We start from the raw sequence: 25,058 nt of genomic DNA, 5'->3' as shown, positions 1-25,058 counted from the left end.
GCACCGATACAACATGATGAAAAAACTGAACAACCAACTTCCCGGCCGGAGAAATTTTCTGAAAAATGCCACAGTCCTTTCCGTAGCGGGATTGGGAATGCCCGCAGCCCCGCTACTGGCCGTTACGGCAGGTAAACAACCTGAGGGCGAAAAAGAGTTCGGATTTGGAGCACCTCCCGTTTTGGCCAATATTGGCCCTGATGAAGCCGAAATTATTGTAGCACCCCACGACCTGGCTACCGGATGGGTAGAATATGGCCGCAACGAACAGCTCGGGCTCAGGACAGACGCAGCTCAGTACGGCATGTTCCCCACTTCGGAACGGGTATTGCGCTTTAAGCTGACCGGCCTTAAACCCGGAAAAGAATATTTTTACAGGGTACATTTACAACAGATCGTTTACAAAACCGACTACAAGCATGAACAGGGCGAAGCGGTAAACAGTGATATCCTGCGTTTCCGTACGCTCGATGCCAACGCAGATACCGCTGTGTTTTCCTGCTGGAACGACACCCACGAATACCAGGAGACGCTCGAACAACTGACTGCCATGTTAGAAGATCAGCGACCGGACTGGCTGATGTGGAACGGCGACATCACCAACAACATTTTCAGGGAAGAACAAATTGTAGACCAGTTCCTGAAACCGGGCGGAAAAGCCTCGGCCGCCTCCGTACCGCTGATGCTCTCCCGGGGCAATCACGATGTGCGCGGGCGCAGCGCCAGGCACTTACAGGACTACCTGACAGGGCCCGGCGACCAGTATTACTACGGTTTCCGCCAGGGGCCGCTGGCCTGTATTGTACTCGACACCGGCGAAGACAAACCCGATGACTATAAGTCCTATGCAGGGCTTCTCGATTTTGAGAATTTCCGCGAAGAGCAGGCCTGGTGGCTCGCAGAAGTGATCGAACAGCCGTGGTTTACCTCAGCCCCCTTCCGGATCGCTTTTATGCATATCCCGCTGATATGGGACGCGGAAGTCCCCGAACGATGGCCTTCGATATGGGGCGGTCATAACGGATGGATATGTGAGGACGGATATGACAAATGGCACGACCTGCTCGTCAGGGGAAATGTACAACTGATCATCTCCGGGCATACACATCGGCATGCCTATTTCCCGCCGAATGAAAAACGCCCCTACGGCCAACTGATCGGCGGAGGGCCCAAACCCGGAGCGGCTACGTGCATCACCGGACATGCCACTTCAAAAGAGTTAAAGGTCGTAATGTCTGCTCTCGACGGACAGGTGCTGAAAGAGTTGCGTTTCAACGCCTAAACACCTAATTAATACCGGTTGACAAAAAAACTGCCCTTTTGATTGGGGGGGCTATATGCATATTTACGTACTGTATATAGAACCTACGGTTAAAATGGAAGAAAAAAGACTGTTGCAATATATCAGGGGAGAGCTGTCTTCCACTGAAAAAAAGGAAGTACTGCGCCGCTTGCGTACCGACCCCGGATTGCAGAAAAAATTCAATAGCTTAAAAGCCCGGTATGTCGCCGAAGGGCTTGGCGAAAACCTGCCCGGCGACCGGGAATATGCGCGCAAAAGGATCATCAGAAAAGCAAGGAAGAAAAAATTATATCGCTATACCGGGATAGCAGCTACCGTGTTATTGTTTTTAGCACTGTCTGGTGTCTACATGGAAAAAATGCCTTCCTTTCTCCAACCGGGACAGAAAGGCCTGCTGATCGCAACGACTTCTGTCGGGGATACCAGGGAAATTTCACTTTCCGACGGCACCCGGGTCACCCTCAATGCCAATAGCGAATTGATTTATCCGGAAGAATTTAATGGTTCGGTCAGGAATGTGGAGCTTAACGGAGAGGCTTTTTTCAAAGTCAGTCGCAATGAAAAAATGCCCTTTATTGTTACGGCCAATGGCGTTAAGGTAAAAGTGCTGGGCACTTCCTTTAACGTAAAATCATACCGCGAAGACGAACAGGTAGAAACTACCCTGGTCCAAGGCAAGGTAGAGGTGGGCCGCGAGGGGGACAGGGAAACCGTGATATTAAAACCCGCTCAAAAAGCTACCTACAGCAAGTCCGGCAAAAGGCTGAAAGTTGAAAGGGCAAATACCCGCCATGTCACGGCATGGCAGGAGGGCAGGCTTTCCTTTGATGCCACCCCCATGCGCCAGGTAGTGCGCGACCTGGAGCGAAAATATGGCGTGACCTTTGTCCTCCGGTCCGAAAAACTCCTGAACTACAAATATACCGGGACATTTAACAATGCAGGCCTGGACAAGGTGCTGAACCTTTTTACCATTTCCTCACCCATAACGTATAACATTAAAAACAAGGATACCATTGTGCTAGAAATGAAATAAACCAAAAAAGGGAGTGCGCCAACACTCCCTCGAAACTATCTAATTGAGAACAATTAAATAATTAAAACTAATCAAAATTATGAAAAAAAACGGTTACGGGACTTTCCCGTCCGGAATCCCGTTATTTCGGATTATGAAGATATACGTCGCATTACTTTGCTTTAGTATGGTCCGGTTGTTTGCAGCAGACGATGTTTTTTCGCAAAATATTTCCCTGCATGCCAATAACAAGGAGCTGAAAAGTATTCTCAAAGAGATAGAGCGTAAAAGCGATTACAATTTCTTTTACAACAACAGTATTATTGATATCTCACAGAAGAGGTCCCTGTCCGTGAACAATAAGCAGGTAGAGGATATTTTACAGGAACTCTTAAAAGATACCGGTATCAGCTACCAGGTGGTGGATGAACAGATCGTATTATACCCCGGGAATAACCCAGAGATCAGGGAAAAACTGGCCAGCCTGTTGCGAAAGGAAGAAAACGGACAGTTGACATCGCTTAATCCTGGTATGATCAACAGCCTGATACGGTCGTCGGCACAGGACCGGGTCAGTGGTACCGTGACCGATGCAAGCGGTATTCCGCTGGCCGGGGTGAGTGTAGTGATCAAAGGGAGCTCAACCGGTACGGCAACCGATTTTGACGGGAAATATAGCCTGCAACATACAGAACCCGGTACCGTCCTGGTATTTTCCTATATGGGTTTTGAGACCATAGAGCTTCCGGTGAATAATCAATCCGTACTCGATGTAACCTTAAAGGAAAGCATGTCCCAGTTGGATGAAGTAGTGGTCATCGGCTACGGGTCCGTTAAACAGAAGAATGTAACCGGCGCCGTGACCAAGGTGGACAGCGACGACCTGAACATGGGGGTAGCTTCCAATTTTCAGCAGACCCTTCAGGGAAAAGCGGCCGGTGTGCAGGTTATACAGTCTACCGGGCAGCCCGGGGCCGGGGTATCGGTACAGATCAGGAGCAACCCGTCGTTTGCCAATGCAGGGGTGTTGTATGTTATTGACGGTGTCCCTGTAAACGATTCTGCCGGCCAGCCTGATTTTGGAGGGGGAGTCGGTTCTAAATACGGAGAAGGCGGTGTGGATAAATCCCCGCTAAACTTTATTAATCCCAATGATATCGAATCCATCCAGTTCCTGAAAGACGCGAGTGCCGCTTCCATTTACGGGGCCCGGGCAGGAGCAGGGGTCGTCCTTATCACTACCAAAAAAGGAAAAGAAGGAAGGTCGAGCCTGTCCTATTCTTCAAACTATGGGTTTCAGCGGGCCGATAGGATGTACCCGGTATTCGGTGCCAGGGAATATATGGAGCAGCGCAACCTGCTGCGGGAGGAAAAGTGGTATAAGGATAATAAGATAGCCCCTTATTACGGTACAACAGACCCTTCGACCGTAGATCCGTATACCCCGGTGTTTACTCAGGAAGAAATTAACAACATCCCTGCGAACCGGGAGGCTGCTACGGATGCCATAACCCGGAACGGGTATACCCAGCAGCACAATATCACTTTGTCCGGGGGGAATAAGAAAACGACCTATTTCGCATCTGCAAACTACTTTGACCAGAAAGGGGTGATCATCGGTTCGGACTACAAACGATACAACGGAAGGCTCAATCTCGAACACACCCTGTCCGACAAAATAAAGCTGGGGGCAAATATCGTGATGTCCAATTCGCGTGCCGATAATACCATAACGGGAGGAACATTGGAAAACGGGGGGATCGTAACATCGGCGATCTACTGGGCGCCTTCGGTTGCACTCAGGGGAGAGGATGGCAGCTATCCTTTAAGCCCGTATTACCCGAACATTCCCAATCCCCTGTCTTATGAGACCATTACAGATCTCACCAAATCCAACCGTTTGCTCAGCAGCGCCTTCGGTGAATGGAATATCATAGACGGATTGAAGGCCAAGGCGAGGTTTAGCTATGACCAGTCCTATTCCAAACGCTCTTCCTATTTTCCGACGACCTTTCTTTACGGGGCCCAGGCCAACGGAGCGGCCAGTATCACCGAGTCCGATTCACAGTCCAAGTTATATGAATATACGCTGAATTACGATAAGTACCTGGCCGAAAAACACCATTTGAACGTTGTTGTCGGCTATACGTATCAGCAAACGGATTGGGGTGGCTTTAATGCGGGGAACCAGGATTTTATATCCGATGGCCTTTCCTATTATTCCCTGGAGTCCGGCCAGTCCGACCGGCCGACCGTGGGATCCCGAAAGAGCCAGACTACCTGGGCGTCCTATTTTGCCAGGGTTATTTATACCTATAAAGACAATGTCATCCTGCAGGCTTCCCTGAGGAGGGACGGTTCATCGATCTTTGCCGAGAACAGGAAATGGGGGTATTTCCCCGCGGTGTCCGCAGGCTGGGTGATATCTGACGAATCCTGGATGAGGTCCGTGGATCAGATCTCATTCCTCAAATTGCGAGCAGGCTACGGAGAAACGGGGAACAGCTCTTTCCAATCCGCTGCATTTGCATTGTATAATACAGATTTAAGTGCCTATTTCGGGTCCAATAGCGTAAGCTCCGGCCTTTCACTGTCCAGGGCAGGCAATCCCGATCTGACCTGGGAAACGGCAGGGGAGTTTAACGTGGGCCTGGATTTCGGCTTTTTCAACGACCGGGTGTCCGGTACGGTAGACTATTTTAACAAGACAATCCGTAATCTCATCTCGTTTGTCCCTTATCCTACCGGGTTTGTCATTGACGGGGTGTATGCCAATGCGGGAAAAACCCGGTCAACAGGTTACGAGATCAGCCTGAAGGCCCGGAATATACAGCCGGCGACCCCGGATGGCTTTCGGTGGACCACCAATATAAACCTTTCGCACTACCTCAATTACTGGGTGGAAAGGTCTGAACAAGCCCTTAAAGTACTCGAAAAGTATGAGGTTGAAAAAGGTAAAAAGGCACTGTTCAATCCCTTTTTCGGGTATAAGTCGGACGGATTGTTCAAGGGAGAGTACGGTACTGCCCCGGGCCATATGCCGGGAATGCTGCCCGGAGGTATTATCCTGAAAGATATACACGGGTATGACGACGAAGGCAACCTGATAGCTCCCGACGGTGCGATCACTGCAGCGGACAGAACTTATATCGGAAATGAGGACCCCGACCTGATCTTCGGGATCGGTAATACCTTTGAATATAAAGGCTTTGACCTGTATGTCTATCTGTCGGGCATGAAACAGAAAAAATGGTCGCCTTATGAAGGTGGCAGGGCCGCGGAGAATACCATGGATGCCTTTGGCTTTAATGCCATGCCTGTCTCTGCCGGGAGGTGGAACGTGCAGAATACCAATGGAACATTTCCCACGGCACTGAATGATGAAACTTATTCCGGATACCAGAACGGGGCGGATTACTGGCTGGTAGATGCCTCTTTCCTCCGGGCCAGGAATATTACGCTCGGTTATACCCTTCCCGAAAAACTGATGAAAAAACAGAAAGTGATCTCTTCGCTAAAGCTGTCATTTGATATGCAAAACCTGTTTACCATAACCAATTACCCGGGACTGGACCCTGAACTCAATCCGGATAATTTCTATCCCCTGGTAAAAAGCTATGTATTTGGTATCCACGCCACTTTCTAAACCGTTAAAAATACGCTCATGAAGATCAAGAAAAAACATAAAATAGTTAAATGGATGTCTCTTGCGGGTTGGTTCAGCAGCATCCTGTTGTTCATTGCCTGTGAAAAAGACCTGGACTACGTTAGTTACGGGGACCTCAATTCAATCGTGGATACGCCCGAAGGGGTGGAAGCGGCCGTTAGCGCGGCCTATACAGGCCTTGCCGGGGGATCGGACTGGCAGGGAGGCTGGGGTTCCGGTACATACGGATGGCGTGCCCAGGCCATGATGACCACCGATGAAGGTGTTTGTGCATGGGGCGGAGACTGGGCGCGGATGCAGACCCTTAATTTCAATCCCGACTTTGATTGGGTAACACATAATTACTCCCGTTACCTGCCTTATATTTCCCGGATTGCCATTACCCTCAATGATATCAAGGATATTGAAATGGACGGGGAGCTAAAAAACCGGTATGTTGCCGAGTTAAAAGCGCTTCGGGCACATTATGCACAACTGCTGTATTTTGCCTATGGCCCTTTGACCATCATTACAGATGCCGCGATTGCTGCCGATCCGGATGCACCGGCCGTACCCAGACCGAGTAGCGAGGAAATGGTACAACAGATCGAAAAGGACTGGCTGGAAGCCTCCGAAGTGCTCCCGCCGAAATTTGCCGGGGACGATTACGGCCGTTTTTCCAAAGCAGCGGCGCTTACGGGCCTGATGAAATTGTATATGCACGAAAAACAATGGGATAAAGCCGTCTCCGCTGGGAAACAGATCACAGAACTGGGCTATTCCCTTCAACCCGAATATGAAGACCTTTTTAATATCAATAACAAAGGGGGAGCTTCGTCCGAAATTATCCTCGCTGTGGTCTGTACGGCTACCGGAGGGGATAATTATACCAATATGTGGCTTGCTCATGCACTGCCCGCCGATTACAGGGACCCTTCCGGGCTTGATCTTACGGCCTGGGGAGGCTATAAGGTTCCGTGGAAGACGTATGACAAATTCGACCCGGAGGACAAAAGGCTGAACGTACTGCTTGAAGAATATCCCGTAGGTAAGGACGAGGAAGGCAATATCATCTACAAGAATGCAAGGGAAAACGGGGATATCGGTGCAGTGGCCGTAAAGTTCGGACCGGATCCGTCAGGAGCAAATGCACAGAAAAGCGCGGTCGATTTTCCGGTCTATCGCTACGCAGATGTATTGTTAATGCTCGCCGAAAGCCTGAACGAAGTGCATGGAGGGCCTGATACCGAAGCCTATGAAGCGATCAATGCCGTAAGGGCAAGGGCCGGGGTGCAGCCGGTCTCCCAGGGGCTTACGAAAGAACAGTTCCTGGCCAGAATACAGGATGAACGCCTTTTCGAACTCTGGGCCGAAGGATGGCGAAGGGACGACCTTATCCGTTGGGGGCAGTATGTCCAAAGGGCCGCGGATGACGGCTCCGGTACTGCAGAACCGTTTAAGGTGTTATACCCTATCCCGAGAACGGCGGTCAATCAGAGCAATGGAGTTATAAAGCAAAATCCCGGATATAATTAATCATGAAAAACACATTGTTTTGTTTATTGACAATTTTATGGGTGGGAGTCTGTGCACAGGCTCCCTCTTCTTCAACGCTTCAATTATTGGGAACCCGTAGCTGGATCCGGATCGATCTGGAAGGCCTTGCGGAACATGCAGGCGGATATCGCCTGTTCTGGTCTTTAAACGGACAGAGGCCTGATGAGCCAAATGCCGTTCTGGACAAGGATCAATCCCGCTATTACATACAGGATATTAAACCGGAAACAACATATCATGTCTGGATCGAACCCTATAACAGCACGGAAACCCTGGGCACTGTCACAGGAAAAGTCTTTACGGAAAAGAATTGGAGACTGGTGCCGGAGGAATTGGAAGAACTGACAACGAATCCAGGTTCAAAAGCTGTTCCCGAAGGCATGCAATTGTTCTGGCACGATGAGTTTAACGATCTGTTGCTCAACAGGAACAAGTGGTTTACGAACTATTATTCTTCCATAGACCATTTGCGCGGGGAATTTGAAAAAGACATGCGCGAAGGCAACCTTCCCGAAGCCGCATACACGCTTAACGGAAAAACCATAGATATTTTTGTCAATGACTTCCTCCCCGAAAAGGTTTACGACAAAAAGAGCGGAAAAAAGATATCTTCCATACAGACCTACAACTGGAGGACCGATGAAAACCTCCTGGACAATAGCCGGGGCGGATATTTCGAAGCCAGGGTAAAGAGAAGCAGCACAGGTAAGCCCAGCGGCCTTAACACCGCTTTCTGGTTCGACTCACCCGGGCCTGACCTTAGGTATTACCTGGAAGAAGGGACCACATTAAACGGTGTAAAAGGGATCAGGCCCAAGGGACAGGTCTTTGAGATCGATATTTTTGAATACCTCAATGCACAATTTGTCCTGCATGGCCATGTGGATAAGAACGGGCAATTCCAGCACAACCTGGCCACCCATATTGCCAAAGGCTACAAACATGTGGACAACTGGGTAACGCATGGCATTCTCTGGACACCGAACAGTATCAAACACTATATCAATGGCGACCTGATCAGGGAATATACCGACAAGCACCAGATCTATTCTCCCAACCATTTTATGAATGTCCTGCTGGGAAGCTATGGCGGTGGCGGATCAGTACATATGGAAGTGGATTATATACGCGGATATCAATGGCCCTTAAACGACGGGAACGAACTTCCCAATCCCGGTTTTGAAGAGAGCGGAAGCCTGTTGCCCTGGGAAGGAACGGGCGAGCTCAGGAACGGGGCGGGGAGAAATGAAAGTAAAGCTGTACTGTTAAAACCGGGACAGGCCGTCGAACAATATGTATATTTAAATAATAATACAGCCTATAAACTGGAGTATTGGATCAAGGGAAAAGGAAGTGTAAAGACCGGTATTGATAATATAACCCTGGTCACAGGCGAACCGGGTCAGATAGTGAGCCGTGAGAACAGGGGGAAGGGAAAGTATACCGGAAAATCGATAGATTTCAGAACAGGAGAGGAATTTGGGGATCATATGAAAACCGTACGGATATCCATTTCAAATGAAGGGGATAAGGATGTCCTGCTCGATGATATTACGGTTAAAAAAAGAGCGTCCGAAGATTGAAGTTGTCCTTTGTGTATTGGAAAATATCCGTAAAAAGCGTCTTTTTTATATTGGTATAGTTTTTTATTTTCGTAGGATAGTGCGTACCTTGAAGCACCGGCCCCCGAAACTTTTCTCATATGGAAGGACCAATAGGAATTAAGCAAATAGCGAAACTGGCTGAGGTGTCAATCGGAACAGTCGATCGGGTATTACACGATAGGGAAGGTGTTTCGAAAACAACACGGCAAAGGGTACTGGCGGTGATCAAAGAAGCCGGGTATAAAAAGAACACGGTAGCCAGTCGCCTTAAACTGGCTTCTCATAAAAAGATAAAGATCGCTGTTTTGATCCCCGAAGTCACCAATAACTGGAGATACTGGGAGCTTCCCAAAAAGGGGATCAATAAGGCTGTCGATGAATTAAGCGAACTGGGCATCCTGGTCACCTATTACTATTTTTCCGATCCGCTCTCATTCATGGCAGGATGCGATAAGGTCCTGGAAGCGGATTTCGACGGTATGGTCACAGTTCCCTTTTTTAAGGCGGAAAGTAACGATCTGATGAAGAGAGCAAAGCAAAAAAGTATTCCCGTTGTTTTTCTCGATACGGAAATAGCATTGGACCATCCCGGTTATTTTATATGTCAGAATTCGCATCATGCCGGGAAGGTGGCAGGCAGATTGTTACACGGCCTGGCAGGAGATGAAGGGCTCTACGTGGTGGTCAACCTGATCAATGCGAAGGGGCCGCATGCCAATAATAAGCAAAGAGAATCGGGGTTCAGGGAATTTTTCAGGGAGAACTGTACAGGTAAAGATATAGAAATACAGACCGTGAACCACCCTTTGGATCGTTCGTTCGAAATTACGCCCGATATGGAAAGCTGGTTAAAGAATAAGCGGCCTAAAGGTATATTTGTCACGAATTCCCGCGCATACGTCATCCCGGAGATCCTCCGGAAATACGGTATAGATAATGCATCAATAGTAGGCTTTGACCTGAACCGGGAAAACCGGAAATGTTTAAAAGACGAAGAAATTGCCTTTTTGATCAACCAAAAACCGGAATATCAGGGATACACGGCCATAAAAGGCTTGTTCCGGTTTTTGACCGAAAAGGATGCTTCCGAATTGTATGTAGATATTTCCGTAGAAATTATTGTAAAGGAAAATCTTTATACCGAAGTGTTCAGTACATGACAAAAAATAAAAACCCCATTATTTTTAGACGTAAGACTTCAAGACTTAAGACGTAGGACTGAAGGATGGTCAAACTTTACAAATTTTGAAATTATCCATTTAATTTTAGTCATCTTATTTACAGATTATTTAGTTTATGGGGTTGTGCTTAACGTCTTTTTTCCACATTTTAAAGTCCTATATCTTATGTCTTGAAGTCTTACGTCATAGCTTTCTTTTTTACTTTATAAACTTAGCGCAAGATCTCTTAAGATCTAGTTCGGGTACCCGGGGTTTTGCGGGTATTCATTCAGTGTCCGGTCTATCTGATCCTGGGGAATAGGCCTCAAAACGTGATAGTCCTTTATATTTACGGCACCTGCAGGGTTATACAGGCGCACTCTTTCTACCAGCTTTCCGGTCCTGACCAGGTCCCACCAGCGGTAGCCTTCGCCATAGAGTTCCCGCGCCCTTTCGTCCAGGATAAAATCCAGGTTTACCCGGGTTGCAGTTACCTCCATTTCCGTTTCCATTCCTCCTTTTGCCGCTCTTCGCCTCACCGTATTTACATCTTCGGCAGCCCCTGCGGTATTGTTTTGTTGTAGTCTTGCTTCGGCCCTTAGTAAATAAGCGTCGGCAAGGCGCATTAAAATATGGTTGCGCTGTCCCTGTTCCTTTTGATGGTCGGGCCTGGTCGGGTCCAGCCATTTTAACATGCTGGGATAGAACCGCTCTGTATATTCCTCGTGGGTAATGACCATATAGGGCTTGCTGTCCTGTCGGGATTCCGGCCACAACTGGTCTTTCCCGGGTCCCGGGATATAAACGGCTGTATCTCCCGTTTGAAGCGTTTCATTGGGATTATTGGTGTACCAGACATGTGTAAAGCCTTTATCATACCTGGTATCTTTGTCCCGGTCCCAGAGCGAGAGCAGAAAATCTGTGGGTTTGAATCTTTTCCACGGTCTTCCGTTCTTTACATCTCTTTTCATTCCGGGCAAAACGTCGTATTCCATCAAAAAGAACAGATGTGCCCGGTGTCCCGATTCGTCCGTGCCATCGTCTACCTGGGTCTTGGAATTGATCACGGAAAAAATGATCTCCTGGTTTTCCTGGTTTTCAATATCCCAGAGGTCACCGTAGTCCCGGAGGAGAGAAAAACCGTAATTTTCAATGACGTTAGTAAACAGGGCTTCCGAACGCGTAGCGTCGTTCCCATCGGCATAAGAGGTATAACTTCTCGTAAGCAGTACTTTTCCCAGGAGAAACTCTGCGGCTGCCTTTGTAGCACGGCCGTAATCGGATTGGGTATCCGGCAAATTCGCCACGGCAAATTCCAGGTCCGGAACAATGGCCTGCTTGTATATTTCCGCACTGGCCGTCCTGTTAGCCTCTAACTCCATACCTTCTGTTTCTTCCAGGCTGAGGTGGGCATCCCCGTAGGTGGTTACGATATTAAAATAGAACAATGCCCTTAAAAAGTGTACTTCGGCCAATCTCACATTTTTCAGGGCTTCATCCATTTCCAGCTCTTCAGACCTGTGGATCACCGCATTGGCCTGGTTAATACCTTTATACCAGTCCTTCCACGCATCGCGGACAAAGCTCCCGGAGGGATCGAGAGTACCGTCATAGAGATTAAAGAATTTATGACCGCCGTCAGAACCATTGGTAAAAATATCGGTGCCAAAGGTGGTCATGGTAAAACCTATTTCCTGCCCGTAAAATACCTTTAACCTGGAATAGGTGGCGTTTACTGCGTCCTGAAAACCTTTTTCTGTGGTATAATAATGAGTCGCCGATACGTCAGATACCAGGTCTTCCTCCAGAAATTTATTGCAGGACCAGCTTAAAAAAGCCAGGGATACTACAAAAGATAAATATATTTTGTTCTTCATGATATGGATCTTTAATTAGAATATTGTTGAGATGCTATTTTAAAACGTCACTTTCAGTCCCAACAAATACATTTTGTTACTGGGAATGATATTGCGTTCTGCATTAGAGGCCTTTTCAGCCTCTTCCGGATCAAACGTATCATATTTGGTAATAAAGAACAGGTTCTGGCCCGAGAGATATAGCCTTAAATTGGACATGCCCAAACGCTCGGTCACTGATTTGGGAAAATTATAGCCCAGGCTTATATCTCTCAATTTGATATAGCTGCCATCGAAATAGGTTATGGTCGACGAATTTCTCGGTCTTTCCTGGTTTTCATTGGGCCTGGGATAGGCATTGGTAGGATTGTTAATGGTCCAGTAATCCACATCCAGATTATTATACCTCCCGAATAAGGCATTGTTATCATTGTGAAAACGACTTTGTATCATCTGCCCCTGGCGGAAATAGAAAAAGAAACTCAGGTCAATGCCCTTGTACGCAAAGGAATTGGTGATTCCTCCGTAAAAATCGGGAACATCCGACCCCAGGATAACCCTGTCTTCCGGAGTAATAATTCCATCTCCGTTGATGTCCTCCAGTTTTATTTCACCGGGAACCTTGTCTTCCATGGCAACGGCCAGTTCTGCTTCGTCTGCCTGATATATCCCTGTTTTTTTATAATCGTAAAACACATTGATGGGTTTGCCGATAAACCATTGATTGCCTACGTCATCTATTGAATTTCCATTTTCGTCCTTTAGGGCCAGTTCTGTTATTTTCTCTTTATACCCCGCTATATTAAATGCAAGGTTCCACTTAAACCCGTCTTCATTGTCAATGATATTGGCATCTATATTAAATTCCAGTCCCTTGCTGCTGGTGGCCCCGATGTTCTGTAAGATTTTCTCATAACCCGAGGTGTAGGGGAGGCTTCGGTTCAGGAGGATGTCTGAAGTTTGAGTGCGATACCAGTCCACGCTTCCCTGTATTTTTCCGTTAAATAAGCTGTAATCCAGACCTATGTCTATGGTCTTGGAAACTTCCCAGCCCAAATTGGGGTTCGGGAGTTCATTCAGGCCGAAGCCAAGGGCAGGAGCTTTTCCGAAGGCATAGGTAGTGCCTTCCAGTCTCCCTGCGGTCTGATACGGATCTACTGAGGTATTGCCAACCTCCCCGTAGGAAGCCCTGATCTTTAAGTCATTCACCATTTTCACATTTTCCATAAACGGTTCTTCGGAGATTCTCCATCCTGCGGAAAGCCCCGGGAAATAATTCCACTTGTTCCCCTGGGCCAGGCGAGAAGATCCGTCTGCCCTCAGGGAAGCCTGAAACAGATATTTTCCTCCGATATCGTAATTTACCCTGCCCATAAAGGATGCCAGGCTCCATTCTATGAGGCCGGATGTAATATCCCCTTTTACCGATGCCGAACCGAGGTTATAGAACTGTTGTTCTTCGTATGGAATATTGGACACGCCGGACTTGGAGTTTTCCTGTCTGGATTTCTGGATACTTTGTAATAAGGTTACCTTTAAATTGTGGTCCTCAGCGATGGACTGATTGTAAGTGAGTAAATTTTCCAGGGTATAACCGAAATTATCATTGTGTTCTATGGAAGCATCCCCCGGTCCGCCTCTGTTGGCGTTGGTGAGGCTGCCCCTGAACAGGCCGCGCCTGCGATAGCGAATGTCCGGGCCAAAGGTGGTGGTCCATTTCAGATTCTGGTTTATATAGATATCCAGGTATATCGGAACAAAGATCCTGGAAAACTTACGTTCGTCTATATAAGCCCCGTCCACCAGTTCGTTCAGCGGGTTGGTCCGTTGTCCGTCGTTTGTGGGTAAGAACAACAGGTTACCCTCATTATCATAAGGAACACCCAGGGGGTTGATGGCCAATGCTTCTCCGATTGTCGAGGAGGAACCCCAGTTTTGTATGGCGTGAGATACCGTAAAAGACATCCCGACTTTAAACATGTCACTGATCTTGTGATCTAAATTGATCCTTCCGGTATAGCGTTCATAATCCATGGTAGGGATGGTGCCTTCCTCTTTAAAGTACCCTATTGCGGCATTAAAGGTGGTTTTTTCAGATCCGCCGCTGATCCCTATCTGGTGGTTGGTCTGCCAGCCGGAACCAACTACCTTGTCCAGCCAGTCGGTTGAGCGGCCCTCAGCTATGGATTTTAATTCAACGGGATCTAAAAAAACTTTTGAATCGTCCGGAATACTGCCATCCCAGGACGACCTTCTGGACTCCCGTTTCATATCGGCGTATTCCTGTCCGTTCATCATATCCACCAGGCGGGTTGCCGAGGTCACACCAAAGTGACTGCTGTAGCTTACGGTGGTTTTTCCCGCTTTACCCCGTTTTGTGGAGATGAGAATGACCCCGTTGGCGCCTCTCGAACCGTAAATAGCTGTTGCTGCCGCATCTTTCAGGACCTGCATGGATTCGATGTCTTGAGGGTTGATGTCGGAAATAGAGCTGGAACCACTGATCTGCGGAATTCCGTCAATGACATACAGGGGGTCGTTTGAAGCTCCTATGGATCTCCTTCCTCTTATTCTTACCGTGACATTTTCACCGGGCCTTCCCCCCTGGGACTGTATGTCTACACCTGCAACCTGACCTTTTATGGCATCTATACCGCTGGAAGTGGCAATTTTTTCAATAGCACCGGCATCTATAGACGATATGGCCGCGGTGACCTCTCCCTTTTTCTGGGTACCGTAACCTGTGACGATCACTTCATCCAGCGATTCGAAATTCTCTTCCATTACAACCTGTACAGGAGCAGTTCCGGACACCGTAATACGTTTGGTGTTCATACCCATATAAGAAAATTCCAGGACGTCCCCGTCTTCGGCTTCAATGCTGAATTTGCCGTCAAAGTCTGTCACCACGCCCTGGGTGGTTCCTACGATCAATACGCTAACCCCTGGCAAGGGCGTATTGTTGCTGTCAGATACTGTGCCCTGTATTTGCTGCTGCATAGGTACATGGGCAGCTTCTTTGGAAGTACCGTTAAAGATAAAACACGAGCTTAGCAAAAACTGTAAGACCAGGTGTTTCAGTAATAGACCCTTGCTCGGAAGCCGGATCTTTTTCCGGAATTCTTTTTTCATGATTTGGAGTTTGATTGAATAATTAGATTTCGTTAACGTTAACGAATATAGAAACAAATGGAAGTCAAAAAAATATATTTGATATGTTTTTCGGTTTAAAAATGTTATATTTTCAATAAAGTATTAATTGTACTGCGTAAAAACACCTTTCTTTTTGGAAAACAACAACGAAATGCAAAATGATCAAAAAGTTTGTTGGACCTCTCAGGAGGGCGTATGTATCAGGGCCCTTAAAGTCCTGCAAAACCTCCGGACTGCATTTTATACCCGGGTAAAAAATACCGGTTCCCGGGGATTTTTTTACGAGGATGAAATGCGTATTTTTGAAAAAGTTTTTTACCCGGATCAAAAACTCCGGTATCTGTTTATACTCCAACCGTTAGATCAATTAGCCATTACCTGTTTGCGGACAGGATGTACTGAAGAAGTGAAAGAAGGAAAGACGGCCCCTGTCAATACGAAGGGAAGGGATTGCATTTCTGCCCTTTGTTCATAGTGTATCCATAAACTGCTTCGCCCCGGATAAATGTGGGTCCCGACAGGCCTGGCCGTTGAATCATAGAATTGTTAATTCGTAAAAATAAAAACATGAATAAGTCGCCAAAATATTTTCCTTCCGTCCTGAAGAGCAACAGGAGCCAGGTCGATATTGCTTACTGGGACCATGTAATGGATTCTTATGAAGCAAAGAAATATAAAGAATCGGCCATAGGGGTCATCCGGTATGCCAATCCGGTACTGTTTGAAAAATATGGCAATACTGATAAGACCGAATTCAATATTCCGCATGGTTCGGTGATGGTCAATATAAAGGTCACGGACCAGAGCTTTAAGGTGAGCGCTCCGTTTCTGACGGTTCCGGCAGAAAATCCCATCCCCCTGTACAGGCAGGTCACCCAGATCAATTTTTCGCCCCTCAACCTGGTCCATATAGTGCTAAAGGAAGGGCGGCTGTCTTTTGAATACGAATGCCCGATAGAGACTTGTGAGCCTTATAAAGTATGGGATATTTTATACGACATCTGTATTTATGCAGACAGTTATGACGATAAATTCATAGAGCAGTTCAAGGCCGGAAGGATCAGCGAACCCATTGTCCGGGAATACACACCGGAAAAACAGGAGGAGCTCCACGGCAATGTAATGAAGATCGTGGACGAAGCCATCCGGTATATAGACTATTTTGAAGATAAGCGCTGGGAATATTTTTCCTGGGACATGGTGGCCATTACGCTTTTTAAAATAGATAACTATTGCTTTCCCCAGGGCTATTTGAGGACCGAACTGGAAAAGGAGATCAGCTATCAGATGACCACCAAAGACCAGATTCCGCAAAGGATCAATTACGCCAGGGACTTCCTGAGAAAATTGCAGGATTGGGATGCGGATAAGTTTAGGAATGACCTTTACGAGATCGAAAATTTTGTGTCTCCCAAGCGAAATGCAAATGACGCAGCTGTCAAGGAGATTATGAAGAGTATTTATGAAAGGGCAAAAACGGAATTTGGCAAGAGAGATTACATGGCCTGCAGTCTTTCCGTTCAATACATCTTTTATTACCTGATGTATTATAATTCGATAGAGGATAAATACACGAACGAGATCTATAATGCCCTAGAAAGATCGGGGGAAAGATCGTGGGAGGAATCGGGCAAAATACTTTTCAGGGCCCTGGACAATATCATGACCGACCGGCTTTCAGCAGCGGCTTCGGGCACGAAAAAAAGCAAGGGTTTTTTCTCCAGGTTATTCAATTAGTATCATTAAAAAAATAATCATTTCGTCATGGGAAATGTTTCAGAATCAATATTCAAGATCAACACGGCCGCGGGAAGTGGTTCCGGGTTTTATGTTAAAGAACACGATGTTATCATCACCAACTATCACGTAGTTGACGGGAACAGGGAGGTTTCGGTCGAAAACACGAGAAAAGAACGCTATCTGGCCAATGTGGTCATGGTGAACCCCGTGACCGACCTGGCTTTTCTCAAATGCTGGGACAGCCTTAATGCAGCCGGGGTAAGGATCAATGAAGAAATTGTCCCGTATGGCAGGGACCAGATCTTTGTGCACGGCTTTCCTTTCGGAATGCCTTATACGGTGACCCAGGGCATTATCTCTGCTCCCGACCAGTTAATGGACGGCAGGCATTATCTGCAAACGGATGCCGCGGTAAACCCCGGGAACAGCGGAGGCCCCATGCTGAACCACAGCGATGAACTGGTTGCGGTAACCACCTCAAAATTTAACAATGCCGACAATGTAGGTTTCGGGATCCCGTTGAAAACCGTGATGGAAGAACTGGATACATGGTCGTCCATCACCGACTATACCTCATATTCGCTGAAATGCGATTCCTGTGGTGCCCTGATCTCCGAAAAGGTGGAATACTGCAATAGCTGCGGCAGCAATGTAGACACCAGGGTCTTTGCCTTCGAGACCCAACAGTTGAGTAAAATAGCCGTATTTGTAGAAGAAGCACTGGCAGAAGCAGGTACTAATCCGGTCCTGGCAAGGAATGGGGCCAACCTGTGGGAGTTTCACCACGGTAGCTCCCTGATACGGATATTCCTTTTTAAGAATAATTACCTGTATGTCACATCTCCCTTAAACGAATTGCCCAAAGGCAATCTGGAACCCCTGCTCGAATACCTGTTGAAAGATAATGTAAACCCTTATAAACTGGGTATTTTTAAAGATACCATTTATGTTTCTTACAGGGTTGCCGTGACCGATGCGTTCTCGTCAAAGGCAGATGATATTAAAAAGAATATTGTAGGGTTGCTTCAAAAAGCCGATGAACTCGATGATTTCTTTGTGGATAATTACAATTGTAAGATGACCTCGTTCTCTAAAATTGTCGAAAATCAACTGTAAGCTGTGGCTTATAAACTGACAATTTTTTTACACATAGCATGAACCGGAATATGCAATATACCGATCACTATAAGGAAATAGGCCTCCTGCCTGTTTCCGAAGTTTCCCTTCAGGAGATCAACAGTCCTGATTATATTTCCTATATCAAGATCCTGTACCTCCCTCAGGGATATGAGCTTACTGTGGATTTTACGGACTATCGCACCCGAAAGCCGGCTTTGTTCTTTGTGAACAGCAACCAGCATATGCACATTCACAAAGCGGGAAAAGAACAGGGCCATTTTATGTATTATAACCGTGACTTTTATTGCATCCAGATCCACGATGCCGAAGTGGCCTGCGACGGATTGCTTTTTAACAATGTGTACCAGGTACCGGTCACCGAACTTTCCCCAAAGGAAAATACTCTTGTGCTGAACCTGTATGAGCAGATCCGGGAAGAATTTGAAGAGGAAGCATCTGCTAAGGAAGAAATGCTGCGGATATACCTCAAGCAGATCATTATCCGGGCCACCCGATTGTGGAAACAGCAACAACTCGGTAAACTGAATCACGAGCCTCTCCCGGAAATTGAATTTTTCAGGGACTTTAGCCGCCTGGTGGAGATCCATTTCAGGACCAGGCATACCGTAGCCGATTATGCCGAACTACTGAGCGTAGCGCCCAAGACCTTATCCAATAAATTCAAACGTTTTAACCTGCCCCAGCCCAATGAGGTCATCAAGAACAGGATCATGCTCGAAGCCAAACGACTGCTGAACTACACCGACCTGAGTGTAAAAGAGATCGCCTACGACCTGGGCTATGAAGACCCGGCCTATTTTAACCGCCTTTTTACCGGTAAAGTGGGAGATAGCCCTGCTGTATTTAAGAAAAAATATCTTCAAGGGAAAAATGTACAATCAGAATAGACTTTTATGTATTTCTAACGGCTTTGGACGGACGTATCTTTGTTTTATCAAAAATTAATTCATGTCTGATCTTAAATAAAACAATTATGAAACGTAAAGCAAAAGCCGTATGGAACGGTACCATCAAAGACGGAAAAGGACACCTTACCACCGGCAGTTCTGTTCTGGATCAAACCCAGTATTCTTTTAACTCACGTTTTGCCGAGGGCACAGGTACAAACCCGGAAGAGCTCCTCGCAGCGGCACATGCAGGCTGTTTTACCATGAAACTCAGCCTGGACCTCACCAATGCCGGTTATGAACCCGGAGAACTCAATACAACTTCTACCGTTACGCTGGAGGATGGTAAGATCACCAGGTCATTGCTGCAACTGGAAGCCAGGGTTCCCGGTATAGATGAAGAGACTTTTCAGTCCATAGCCAAAAATGCCGAAGCCACCTGTCCGGTAAGCCAGGCCTTTAGCTTTGAAATTGAACTGCAAGCACAGCTTATTTCCTGATCATTAATATGAATTGGGAACATCGTGAAAACAATCACATATTTTAAGCGAAACACCATCTTTTTTCTTTAGACTTTTCCCCTTCATGTAAAGGGGAGGGGAAATACAGCCGAAGGACCTTTCAAAATATCTATTTGAAAGGTTCTTTTGGTATTTTTCCGGTAATTTATACAAAAATAAACGAAGCACGCCGGCCGCCGGTCTGAGCGTACGGGCAATGGACCGAAAGGTGTTGTCACTTGCCATGATACGCTTGTTTTTTTGGAAAGGCCGGTCAAAATATTTTTAGAGATCATGAATAAATTGGAAACTTCAATTCAAGGAAATATTTTTAACTATTCGGAATACGTGGCATGGATGGAAGAACTTGTCAGGAACGGCAGGACTTCCGGCTCCAAACAAACGGAAGCCCTGGCCGGATTTACAGCCTTAAACCTGAAACGGACGCAACGGCTGGACAAAACAGCCAAAATAGAAGCTGAACTCAAAGAACTGCTGTCCGGTTTGGAACAACCACAAGACTGGTGGGTGATCACAGAAGCCTGGTGCGGGGATGGTGCACAGAATATCCCGGTCATGGCAAAAATGGCAGCAGAAAGTAACGGAATGATCCGCCTTCATATGATCCTCCGGGATAAAAATCCGGACCTGATGGACCGTTATCTGACTAACGGCGCCCGGTCCATTCCCAAACTGGCGGCCTTTGATCCGTCCGGGAACGAGTTGTTTACCTGGGGACCAAGGCCCGAGCCGGCACAGCAATTGCTCCTGGACTGGAAAGCGGCACCCGGCGACCGTAGCTGGGACGATTTCGAAAAAGAACTGCACACCTGGTATGCCAAAGATAAAACACAAACGATGCAGCAGGAATTTATCGCCCTGTTGAAAAAAAATACTCCGGTTAAAGCTATCGGTTGATCCCCGTAGAGGAGTAAGGAAATAAAGGGTGGTCTTAAGTTTATCCTGAGTACTTCGATACTTCGACATGCTCAGTACAGGTAAACTCAGTATAGTATTTGACCGAAGGGCTCAGGGATCAATGATGTTGAACCTTTGAATTTTAATCCTGAACCCCGCCATATTCCGTTTTAAAATGCATGTGCCCCCGAGGGTCCTGATATAAAGTAACTTAAAAAAATGATTAACTTTAACATTTACAACGGGATTAAAGAGCGGTTTATGGGGGAATACCAATGCCAAGAAAATGCTTGTAATACCCCGGAAATGCTAAAACAGTGGTAGAAGAATATTCCTTTATATTTATAGTCTGTATTACCCGGGATATCCGCAGGAGGTGTTGACAAAGACTTATAGAAAACTTAATTTATAACGGAAAGTTATAAAATGCAAGAAGGATGAGATGTGCTCGGTAGGTAAATGGTATTCGGTGCGGATTGAATTAATTAACCTTGAACCTGCCGCCCTGGGCACAAAAGTTTATCCTGAGTCCTTCGGTCAAATACTATACTGAGTTTACCTGTACTGAGCATGTCGAAGTATCGAAGTACTCAGGATAAATTAAAGTGGGAGTAAAGGGTTGAACGTTAAACGGGTTCATTTGTAAATTTAAAAGAAAAAACGGCTATGGAGTGGGGGAAGATCTGGGTTTTGGGGGTGTGCATGTTGTTGTTTGTCACTTCCGGATATGCCCAGGGTAAACAGCCGGAGAAAGACAAATTGCAGCACAGCAGGAGCCTCAACCGGCTGAACAAGGCCAGGAGCCCTTATTTACAGCAGCATGCAGACAATCCTGTGGACTGGTATGAATGGGGGGATGAGGCGCTTGAAAAAGCCCGGAAGGAAAACAAGCCGTTGATTATCAGTATTGGTTATGCGGCCTGTCACTGGTGTCATGTCATGGAACACGAGTCTTTTATGGACAGTACGGTGGCAAAACTGATGAACGACAATTTTGTGGCCATCAAGATAGACCGCGAAGAACGCCCGGACATCGACCAGATCTATATGAATGCGGCTCAACTGCTCACCGGTAGCGGAGGGTGGCCCCTGAACGCTTTTGCCCTGCCCGACGGGAGGCCGTTCTATGCAGGTACCTATTTCCCGAAAGCCCAATGGAAGGATTTACTCCGCCAGATCTCCGATATCTATAAAAACCAGCACGAAAAAGCAGTAGCCCAGGCCAAGGCAGTGACACAGGGAATACGCAGCCAGGAAGTGATTACGGTAGCCGGTAAGGCCGATCCCGGTTTTACCACAGAAGCCTACGACAAACTGTTTGACGGCTGGGATTCCCGGATCGATCACAAACGGGGCGGTTATGCCCGGGCACCGAAGTTCCCTTTGCCCGTGGGCTGGGAATTTTTATTGCAATATCACTATCTGACCGGAAATAAAGAGGCCCTGAAAGCTGTAACCACCACTCTCGATGCCATGAGCAGGGGCGGTATCTACGATCAGGTAGGAGGAGGCTTTGCCCGGTATTCCACCGATGCCCGCTGGTTTGCCCCGCACTTTGAAAAGATGCTGTATGACAATGGACAGCTCGTCAGCTTATATGCTCATGCCTATCAGGTGACCAATGAGGAAAAATATGCCGGGGTGATCCGTGAAACCCTCGATTTTATAGCCCGGGAAATGACTCATACCAGCGGAGGATTTTATTCTTCCCTGAATGCCGACAGCGAAGGTGAAGAAGGAAAGTTCTACGTGTGGACAAAGAAAGAACTGGAAAATGCGCTGGACTCCAAAACGGCAAAACTGCTGATCGATTATTTCCAGGTCACCGTATCGGGCAACTGGGAAGGCGGTAAGAATATCCTGTACCGGAAATCGGATGCGGGGACATTTGCACAAAAACATAACATTGCGCGGGAACAGTGGGAAGAAACACTTGCACAGGCCAGGAAAACATTGCTGAAGGAACGCAGCAAACGCATCCGCCCTACTACGGACGATAAGATACTCACCGGGTGGAATGCCCTGATGCTGAAAGGTTATGTCAACGCCTACCTGGCCCTTGGGGAAAAGAGCTATCTCGAAGCCGCCGTAAAGAATGCCGGGTTCCTGGAAAAAAATATGATGGGGGAGGACGGGCACCTTTGGCGAAATTACAAGGACGGAGAGGCCGGAATAGATGGCTTCCTGGACGATTATGCCTTGCTGGCCGATGCTTACATACAACTCTATCAGGCCACTTTTAACGTCCATTGGCTGAGGCTCGCAAAGAAAATTACCGGCTATGCCATTACCCATTTCAGGGATGAGAACAGCGGAATGTTCTATTATACTTCCGACCAATCGGAAAACCTTGTGGCCCGCAAAATGGAAATTACCGATAATGTTATTCCCGCTTCCAATTCGGTAATGGCCGGGGTGCTGTATCGCCTGGGCGAATATTTCTACGATAAAGATCATATCCGGATGAGCAGGACCATGCTGGCCCACACCGAAGAATACATGGCCAAAGGAGGCCCTTACTACGCCAACTGGGCCATGCTGATGGGATTGATCGCCTACCAGCCCTATGAAATTGCCGTTATGGGAGGCGATGCCGGGACCAAAAGTCACGACCTGCAAAAGAAATATCTCCCCACAGCCCTTTTTATGGGAGGCACGGCGGAAAACCTCCCTTTGCTGGAAAATAAACTGGTAGACGGAGAAACGATGATCTATGTATGTCGTGATAAAGTATGCCAATTACCAGTACAGGAGGTAAGGGACGCCCTGGACCAGTTGGAAAAAGACTGGTAACGAAAGAGGACGGGGAGTTTGACCCGGCTATGAGGAAATGCCGATGACTTCTTCGGTTCGTAAAGGCTGGAAAGCTCATATTAAAATTACATGATTTAACCGTTTTGGTTAGCATCCCTGTTAATAAAATATCAGTTTTTGCTAATATACACACACAGAAACTTGGCGATTATTTATAGGTTTATACGCAAATAAATGATGATAAAAACCTGGTCGGGATATGCGTTTTTTATGTTTCAACGATTAACCTATTTTTAAACAGTTGGCGCATCGGTTATCGGTAATCAGTCATCGGTCAGCCGTCACCTATCCCCCGGCCAGAAGATAAAACAGGTAAAATAATCCCGTAAAATAACGATCTTAATGTTTTCCAGAGAAACCTATATCGCCAGAAGGCAGGAATTAAAAACCGAAGTTAAACAAGGTATTTTGCTGTTTCCCGGCAATGGAGAGAGCAGTATGAACTACAAAGACAACTGGTACCCTTTCCGGCAGGACAGCAGTTTTTTGTATTACACAGGGATCAATAATATTCCCGGTATTTATTTTGTTATCGATATTGAGAATGACCGGGAGATCCTCTTCGGCGACGATCCCACCCCGGAGGAAATGGTATGGATAGGAGCTGCAACTCCCCTTTCGGACCTTGCCGAAAGATCGGGCATATCCGGCGTAAAGCCGTTTAAAGAACTTTCCACATTCCTGGCACGACAAAAACAAAAGGGCAACAAAATACACTTTCTCCCCCCATACCGGTCAGAAACCACCTTTCAGTTGAGCAATTTCCTGGGCATTCCTGTCGGGGAAGTGGAGAAAAACAAGTCTGAAGCATTTATAAAGGCCGTAGCAAAGCAACGCGCCGTAAAATCTCCCGAAGAGATCCGGGAACTTCATAAGGCGGTAAATATTACGGCAAAAATGCATACCTATGCCATTCAAAATGCTGTTCCCGGAAAAACAGAAAAGGAAATTGCAGGAGATTTACAGGCTATTGCCATTGGTGGTGGTGGAAATATTTCCTTTCCCATCATCCTCACCAAAAACGGACAATACCTGCACAACCATGCTACCCAGGCTGTGATCGAAGAAGGAGATCTCATATTGTGCGACTGCGGGGCCGAAACGGCCATGAACTACGCCGGTGACATGACCCGGACTTTCCCCGCGGGAAAAACTTTTTCACCCTTGCAAAAACAGGTTTATAATATCGTTTTAAACGCGCACAATTCGGCCGTAGAAGCACTAAAGCCCGGGGTTCGTTTTAAAGATATCCACCTGCTGGCCTGTACCAGGCTCACAGAAGGCCTCAAGGAAATGGGGCTGATGAAAGGAAATACCGAAGAAGCCGTGGCTGCCGGTGCCCATACCCTGTTTTTTCAATGCGGACTGGGACATATGATGGGAATGGATGTACACGATATGGAGAATTTGGGAGAAGCCTATGTAGGTTATACCGAAGACCTGAAGAAAAGCACGGCATTCGGCCTTAAATCCCTGAGGCTGGGCAAGGCTTTGGAGCCGGGTTATGTGCTTACGGTCGAGCCCGGGATCTATTTCAACCCGTTCCTGATCGATTCGTGGCGATCACAGAAAAAATACACCGAGTTTGTAAACTACGACGAAGTGGAGAAATTCAAAGGTTTTGGGGGTATCCGTGTCGAAGAAGATTTTGTGATCACCCCTTCCGGAAGTGAACTGCTGGGAGAGCCCCTGGCCAAAACACCGGAGGATATAGAGAATCTCAAAAACGTGTAAAAACTTCAACGAAAGTGAAAAGAAACAGCAT

15 protein-coding genes are annotated in these 25,058 nt (G+C 47.0%); 13 read left to right on the top strand and 2 right to left on the bottom strand.

Annotation, left to right across the window (positions count from 1 at the left end; translation table 11 throughout):
• Positions 1-13 precede the first annotated feature (13 nt).
• The 6 genes from KN811_RS17240 (at position 14) to KN811_RS17215 (ending at position 10,285) form a co-directional block, all read left to right on the top strand.
• Complete coding sequence (locus tag KN811_RS17240; RefSeq protein WP_187964133.1) at positions 14-1,282, top strand: metallophosphoesterase; 1,269 nt, start codon at positions 14-16, stop codon at positions 1,280-1,282.
• A gap of 94 nt (positions 1,283-1,376) precedes the next feature.
• Entirely contained in the window at positions 1,377-2,339 is a 963-nt protein-coding gene (locus tag KN811_RS17235; protein ID WP_187964134.1) for a FecR family protein, read from the top strand.
• A gap of 133 nt (positions 2,340-2,472) precedes the next feature.
• Positions 2,473-5,964, top strand: coding sequence for a TonB-dependent receptor (locus KN811_RS17230; RefSeq protein WP_216334912.1), 3,492 nt, complete (start codon positions 2,473-2,475; stop codon positions 5,962-5,964).
• Positions 5,965-5,982: 18 nt separating this feature from the next.
• A complete protein-coding gene (locus KN811_RS17225) occupies positions 5,983-7,500 on the top strand; it encodes a RagB/SusD family nutrient uptake outer membrane protein (RefSeq protein ID WP_216334911.1) in 1,518 nt (505 codons plus the stop codon).
• Positions 7,501-7,526: 26 nt separating this feature from the next.
• The gene (locus tag KN811_RS17220; RefSeq protein ID WP_247716538.1) at positions 7,527-9,104 is read left to right on the top strand and encodes a glycoside hydrolase family 16 protein; all 1,578 of its coding nucleotides are present in this window, start codon (positions 7,527-7,529) and stop codon (positions 9,102-9,104) included.
• A 119-nt stretch (positions 9,105-9,223) separates the two neighbouring features.
• A complete protein-coding gene (locus tag KN811_RS17215) occupies positions 9,224-10,285 on the top strand; it encodes a substrate-binding domain-containing protein (protein WP_187964137.1) in 1,062 nt (353 codons plus the stop codon).
• A 254-nt stretch (positions 10,286-10,539) separates the two neighbouring features.
• On the opposite strand, the gene KN811_RS17210 is transcribed toward KN811_RS17215, so the two are convergent.
• Both KN811_RS17210 and KN811_RS17205 read right to left on the bottom strand, forming a co-directional pair.
• Entirely contained in the window at positions 10,540-12,162 is a 1,623-nt protein-coding gene (locus tag KN811_RS17210; RefSeq protein ID WP_187964138.1) for a RagB/SusD family nutrient uptake outer membrane protein, read from the bottom strand.
• 39 nt (positions 12,163-12,201) lie between these two features.
• Complete coding sequence (locus KN811_RS17205; RefSeq protein ID WP_187964139.1) at positions 12,202-15,273, bottom strand: SusC/RagA family TonB-linked outer membrane protein; 3,072 nt, start codon at positions 15,271-15,273, stop codon at positions 12,202-12,204.
• A 588-nt stretch (positions 15,274-15,861) separates the two neighbouring features.
• On the opposite strand from KN811_RS17205, the gene KN811_RS17200 reads away from it, so the two are divergent.
• The 7 genes from KN811_RS17200 (at position 15,862) to KN811_RS17170 (ending at position 25,027) form a co-directional block, all read left to right on the top strand.
• Positions 15,862-17,031, top strand: a complete 1,170-nt coding sequence (locus KN811_RS17200) for a type III secretion system chaperone family protein (RefSeq protein WP_187964140.1) — start codon at positions 15,862-15,864, stop codon at positions 17,029-17,031.
• Positions 17,032-17,058: 27 nt separating this feature from the next.
• On the top strand, positions 17,059-18,150 hold the full coding sequence (locus KN811_RS17195) for a trypsin-like peptidase domain-containing protein (protein ID WP_187964141.1): 1,092 nt from the start codon (positions 17,059-17,061) through the stop codon (positions 18,148-18,150).
• Positions 18,151-18,188: 38 nt separating this feature from the next.
• On the top strand, positions 18,189-19,061 hold the full coding sequence (locus KN811_RS17190; protein ID WP_187964142.1) for a helix-turn-helix domain-containing protein: 873 nt from the start codon (positions 18,189-18,191) through the stop codon (positions 19,059-19,061).
• An 86-nt stretch (positions 19,062-19,147) separates the two neighbouring features.
• Entirely contained in the window at positions 19,148-19,561 is a 414-nt protein-coding gene (locus KN811_RS17185; RefSeq protein WP_187964143.1) for an OsmC family protein, read from the top strand.
• 294 nt (positions 19,562-19,855) lie between these two features.
• Complete coding sequence (locus tag KN811_RS17180) at positions 19,856-20,479, top strand: thioredoxin family protein (RefSeq protein WP_187964144.1); 624 nt, start codon at positions 19,856-19,858, stop codon at positions 20,477-20,479.
• Between the two features lie 666 nt (positions 20,480-21,145).
• A complete protein-coding gene (locus KN811_RS17175) occupies positions 21,146-23,272 on the top strand; it encodes a thioredoxin domain-containing protein (protein WP_247716537.1) in 2,127 nt (708 codons plus the stop codon).
• A 363-nt stretch (positions 23,273-23,635) separates the two neighbouring features.
• The gene (locus KN811_RS17170; RefSeq protein ID WP_187964145.1) at positions 23,636-25,027 is read left to right on the top strand and encodes an aminopeptidase P family protein; all 1,392 of its coding nucleotides are present in this window, start codon (positions 23,636-23,638) and stop codon (positions 25,025-25,027) included.
• The last annotated feature ends 31 nt before the right edge of the window (positions 25,028-25,058 follow it).

Origin of the sequence: Sinomicrobium weinanense, from assembly GCF_018863395.1 — a bacterium.
Lineage (GTDB): Bacteria > Bacteroidota > Bacteroidia > Flavobacteriales > Flavobacteriaceae > Sinomicrobium > Sinomicrobium weinanense.
This window is presented reverse-complemented; position numbering and strand designations above follow the sequence as displayed.

Bases quoted from the DNA above. Each gene is read 5' to 3' on its own strand.
- KN811_RS17175 (WP_247716537.1), top strand. From the start codon at position 21,146: ATGGAGTGGGGGAAGATCTGGGTTTTGGGGGTGTGCATGTTGTTGTTT.
- KN811_RS17200 (WP_187964140.1), top strand. From the start codon at position 15,862: ATGAATAAGTCGCCAAAATATTTTCCTTCCGTCCTGAAGAGCAACAGG.
- KN811_RS17185 (WP_187964143.1), top strand. From the start codon at position 19,148: ATGAAACGTAAAGCAAAAGCCGTATGGAACGGTACCATCAAAGACGGA.
- KN811_RS17205 (WP_187964139.1), bottom strand. From the start codon at position 15,273: ATGAAAAAAGAATTCCGGAAAAAGATCCGGCTTCCGAGCAAGGGTCTA.
- KN811_RS17215 (WP_187964137.1), top strand. From the start codon at position 9,224: ATGGAAGGACCAATAGGAATTAAGCAAATAGCGAAACTGGCTGAGGTG.
- KN811_RS17225 (WP_216334911.1), top strand. From the start codon at position 5,983: ATGAAGATCAAGAAAAAACATAAAATAGTTAAATGGATGTCTCTTGCG.
- KN811_RS17190 (WP_187964142.1), top strand. From the start codon at position 18,189: ATGAACCGGAATATGCAATATACCGATCACTATAAGGAAATAGGCCTC.
- KN811_RS17170 (WP_187964145.1), top strand. From the start codon at position 23,636: ATGTTTTCCAGAGAAACCTATATCGCCAGAAGGCAGGAATTAAAAACC.
- KN811_RS17180 (WP_187964144.1), top strand. From the start codon at position 19,856: ATGAATAAATTGGAAACTTCAATTCAAGGAAATATTTTTAACTATTCG.
- KN811_RS17240 (WP_187964133.1), top strand. From the start codon at position 14: ATGATGAAAAAACTGAACAACCAACTTCCCGGCCGGAGAAATTTTCTG.
- KN811_RS17235 (WP_187964134.1), top strand. From the start codon at position 1,377: ATGGAAGAAAAAAGACTGTTGCAATATATCAGGGGAGAGCTGTCTTCC.
- KN811_RS17230 (WP_216334912.1), top strand. From the start codon at position 2,473: ATGAAGATATACGTCGCATTACTTTGCTTTAGTATGGTCCGGTTGTTT.
- KN811_RS17195 (WP_187964141.1), top strand. From the start codon at position 17,059: ATGGGAAATGTTTCAGAATCAATATTCAAGATCAACACGGCCGCGGGA.
- KN811_RS17210 (WP_187964138.1), bottom strand. From the start codon at position 12,162: ATGAAGAACAAAATATATTTATCTTTTGTAGTATCCCTGGCTTTTTTA.